The 4406-nt window shown below is 73.1% G+C and carries 1 protein-coding gene; it reads right to left on the bottom strand.

What is annotated here, in order from left to right; translation table 11 throughout:
* Positions 1-3991 (bottom strand): PKD domain-containing protein (locus ACI8AG_RS20430; protein ID WP_456598489.1); only part of this gene is annotated, 3991 nt, incomplete at its 3' end.
* Positions 3992-4406: the final 415 nt, after the last annotated feature.

Below are 4406 nucleotides of genomic sequence, written 5' to 3'. Positions count from 1 at the left end.
ACACCCCACCCAGATAAGCCCCGGTGTTGTGACCGGCCCCCGGCAACTCGAACGACGCCACACCCGGGCTCACCGACAACCGGCTGGCCCCGGCCCACGCCGTCCACGCACCACCGACATCCGCAGAGCCCAGCCCACCGGAGACGGTGCGCCCGAACGCATCACCGGCGACCACCGGAATCTCCGCCGGCGCGGTGACCTGGACCTGCCGCGTGGTGTTGCTGGACGCCCCGCTGTCGTCGGTGACCGTGAGGGTCACCGGATAGGTGCCGGGCACCGCGTAGCCGTGCGTCGCGGTGGCCCCGGTCCCGGGGACTCCATCCCCGAAGTCCCACGCGAACCCGGTCACAGAGCCGTCCGGATCGACCGACATCGTCCCGTCCACCGAGACGGTGAGCCCGTCGGTGGTGGCGGTGAATGCCGCGACCGGCGCCGTGTTGGTGACCTGTCCTGCACCGACCGGCAGGACCTGGAAGGAGCTGACCCGGACCGCGGTGGCCGCCGTGGTGCTGGCCGGGCGGTGAGCCGTCAGCCCGACCGACCCGGCCGCCTGCAGGGCGGGAGTGGAGTCGGTGACGGTCAGCTGCGGATCCTCCGGCTCCGGGGCGCCCTCGGCCCAGACGCGGCCGGTGATCGCCGTGCTGCCGGTGCCGGAGACCTCGACGCGGGCGAGGAGCGAGGTGCCCTCCGTCCAGGTCAGGCCGGGGACGAACACCTCACCGCCGGGGAACGCCTCGGTGCCACCGGTGAGCCGGGAGAGAGCTAGCGCGACGCGGCCGTCGGCCAGGACGCGCACCCGCACCCGGTACTCCTCCCCCGAGGCGACCCGCCGGCCGGTGACGTACAGGTACGTGCCACCGCCCGTGGGCACCGTGGTCGGGGAGAACGAGGTCACGACGTCGGCGCTGGTCTGCGACACCGAGTCCAGGTAGGCGCCGGTGTTGTGCCGGACGCCTGGCAGCTCGAACGTCGCCGCCCCCGGGGTCACCGACAGCCGCGCCGAACCCGCCCAGGTGATCCACTCCCCGCCGACATCGGCGGTGCCCAGGCCCCCGGTGACAGTGCGTCCGAAGGTGTCCTTGGCAACCAGCTCGCTGCTCACCGGAGCGGTGACGACGACCAGTCGCTCGGCGACCGAGACCGCACCGTCGTCGTCGGTGACGGCGAGCGTGACCCGGTACGAGCCCGGCGCGGGGTAGGTGTGCGTCGCGGCGGCGCCGGTACCGGTGGTGCCGTCACCGAACGACCACGCGTGGCCGGTGACGGTGCCGTCGACGTCCGTCGCCCCGGAGCCGTCGACCGTGAGCTCGAGGCCATCGGCCGTGGCCGTGAAGGCGGCCGACGGCGCCTGGTTCGGCGGAGCCGGGGCCACCGTGACCACGCGGGCCGCCGTCCGCGTCGCGCCACCGTCGTCGGTGACCGCCAGCGTGATCACGTAGCTGCCGGCCTCGGCGTAGCTGTGCATCGCGGTGGGACCGGTGGCGGTCGTGCCGTCGCCGAAGTCCCAGGTGTGGCCGGTGACGGTGCCGTCGGCATCGACCGAGCCAGACCCGTCGAGGCCCACCGCCAGGTCGGTCACCGTGCTGGTGAAGCGGGCCAGCGGAGCCAGGTTCGAGCCGCCCGCGGCCCCGGCGTGCGCGGCCACCCGCTCGGCGCTCAGCGCCGTCTGGTACACCGCCACCTCGTCGATATCGCCGGTGAAAGTGCTAGCGCCGCCCATCGCGCGGTCGCTGCCGACGCGCAGGTAGCCGCTGTACGGCTGGGGCGAAAGGCCGCCGGAGCGGGAGGCGACCAGCTCGCCGTCGACGTACAGCGCCATGCCCTGGGAGTCGAGCGTGGCGGCGACGTGGTGCCACTGTCCGTCGTCGTAGGCCTCGCTGCTGGTAACCGTGACCGGCAGGTACCAGAACAGGAAGCGGGCGTTCACCCCGAAATTGAGCCGGCCCCCCTCGTCGACCCATACCTGGCGGTCATAGGTGGAGCTCGACCCGGTGCGGGCGTCGCCGAAGCCCATGACCCGGCCGGGGGAGGTGGTTCGGATCCACGCCTCCTGGGTGAAGGCACTCGGCGCGGCGGTGCGCGTGCCGGTGGCCAGCGTGGCCGACGCCGTCCCGTCGAAGGAGTACGCGGTGTCACCGGCGACGGCAGCCTCGGCGCCGGGCCGGACGCCCGCGCCCGCGGTCATCGGGTCGGCGCCGACGCTGTCGGCGGCGGTCGAGCCGGAGGCCTCGCCCAGCCGCCAGTGGGAGCGGGCACCATCGGCGCGGACCAGGTCCTGGTACGACGACGTCCCGGCACCGGCGCCCGGGGCCACGTCGACGGCCACCCAGTCGGTGGCGACGGAGTTGCCGAACGGGTCGGTGGCGGTGACCCGATAGCGCAGCGAGCCGCTGACCCCGGGGTCGGTCGCCGACAGCATGGGCCGGTCCCACCAGGTGCTGGTCGCGGTGGTCTCGGCGACGGGCGACTCCTCGCCTTCTCGGTACACGGCGTAGGTGAGGGTCGAGTTGTCCTGGTCGCTGGTCGCCCGCCAGGAGACGGTGACCTGGCCGGCGACCGGCGAGGTGGCGGTGGCGGTGAAGTCCTCGCCGCTGGGGCCCACCCGGTTGGGCGCGGTGTCCGGCATGGCGTAGCGGACCAGGCCCTGTTGCCCGACGCCGTTGACCCGCGGGAACTCGCCCGCGTACACGACGTACTCGCCGTCGCCGGTGACGTGCCAGCCGGCCTGCCCCTGCCCGGTGAACGTGCCGGGGGTCATGCTCGGGAACCAGTTCAGCAGCGCGCCCGCCGGCTGGCCGCTCAGGTTGCTGTTCTCGATCCAGTGCGAGCCGGTCACACCGGTCGGCTCCACGGAGAACGCGACCCCGTACCGGTGGGTCCGCGGCTGCTGCTCCTCGAAGCCGCCGATGTTCTCGCAGTCGTGCGGGTGGCCGGTGACGTAGAGCGCCCCGTGCATGGGGTAGCTCGAGTAGCTGTCCCCACGGCAGTCGTTGATCGCGATGATCTCCCCGCCGTCGGCGGCCGCGGCGAACGAGCCCTCGAGGTTGCCGGGACCGTAGAAGTCGTAGGCGGTGCCGTAGACGACGTTCCCGTCGGTGGACAGGCTGTAGACGGCGGAGTTGATGCCCTGGTTGGTCAGCTCCTCGTTGATGGCGAACGGGCGGGTCTCCCCGCTGACCGGGTCGAGCGCGGTGACGCCGGTGGCCTTGGTGCCGTTCATGGAGTCGAACCGACCCCCGGCCACGACCTGGCCGTTCCCGGTGACGACCAGCGCCATCACCTGGTCGCTCGTGCCGCGGTTGCCGTCGGAGTTCCCCGACGTGGGTCCCACTCCGGGCTGCGGGGCCCAGGGCAGCAGCGAGCCGTCGGCCGCGGTCACCGCGGCCAGCCGGGACCGGCTGACGCCGCCGACGGCAGTGATGCTGCCGCCGAGGTAGACGGTGTCGTCGGTGGCGGCGATGGCTCGCACCTGGCTGTTGACTGTCGGCTTCCAGTTGGCGACCAGCGTGCCGCTGGCGATGTCGAAGGCGGCCACCCGGCGGCGGACCTGGCCGTCGACCTCGGTGAAGTCACCGCCGACGTAGAGCCGAGAGCCATCCGGCGAGGCGGCGACCACCAGCACCTGACCGTTCAGGGTGGGTGCGAATGACTCGATCAGCTCGCCGGTGCGGATGTCGTACGCCAGCAGGTTCGAACGGGTGGTTTCCCGCTCACCTGGCGCGGCACCGGCCGGCCGGGCGCTGCTGAAGGAGCCACCGACGTAGACGGTGTTGCCGACGACGGCCTGGGACCAGGCCACGCCGTCGATCTGGGCGGTCGGCAACGCGTCGGCGGTCACCGTGGTCGGGTTGGCGGGGCCCACCACACCGGTGGGTGCGGAATCCGCGGCAGCCACCCCCGGCGGCAGCACCGCGAAGACGCCGACGCCCAACGCCGCGGCCATCACCCCGGCCAGGATCTTCTTTGGCGCAGCCGCCAACGATGCACTCATGCGTTCCCCCGTAGTGCTCGGCACCGGTCACACCCGTGACCGATCGATACCGAGAGTCACCCTGACACGACAGACCTCTATCGCCGATCGCCCGATCCGGTGACGCAGCGTGCTCGTCCCCCCATCGGGGGCAACCGCGTGACGATGAGTGAGCGTCACGTCACGGTCCGCCCGTGAACGCGTCGCGGCTCGCCCACGGCTGTGCCGACGGGCCGGCGTGGTCCGGGTCAGGCGGGGCCGCGCCGGGGCCGGCCGGCCGAACTCGGCCGGCCGGCCCCGGGTCAGTCGAGCGCGGTCACCGTGATCCCGCCGAACCGCACCGCGGTGGCCGCGGTGCTGCTGCCCGGCCGGTGCGCGGTCAGACCCACCGAACCGGCCACCTGCAGACCGGCGGTGTCATCGGTCCAGGTCATCG

It is taken from the genome of Blastococcus sp. SYSU DS0552, from assembly GCF_054050815.1.
This window is presented reverse-complemented; position numbering and strand designations above follow the sequence as displayed.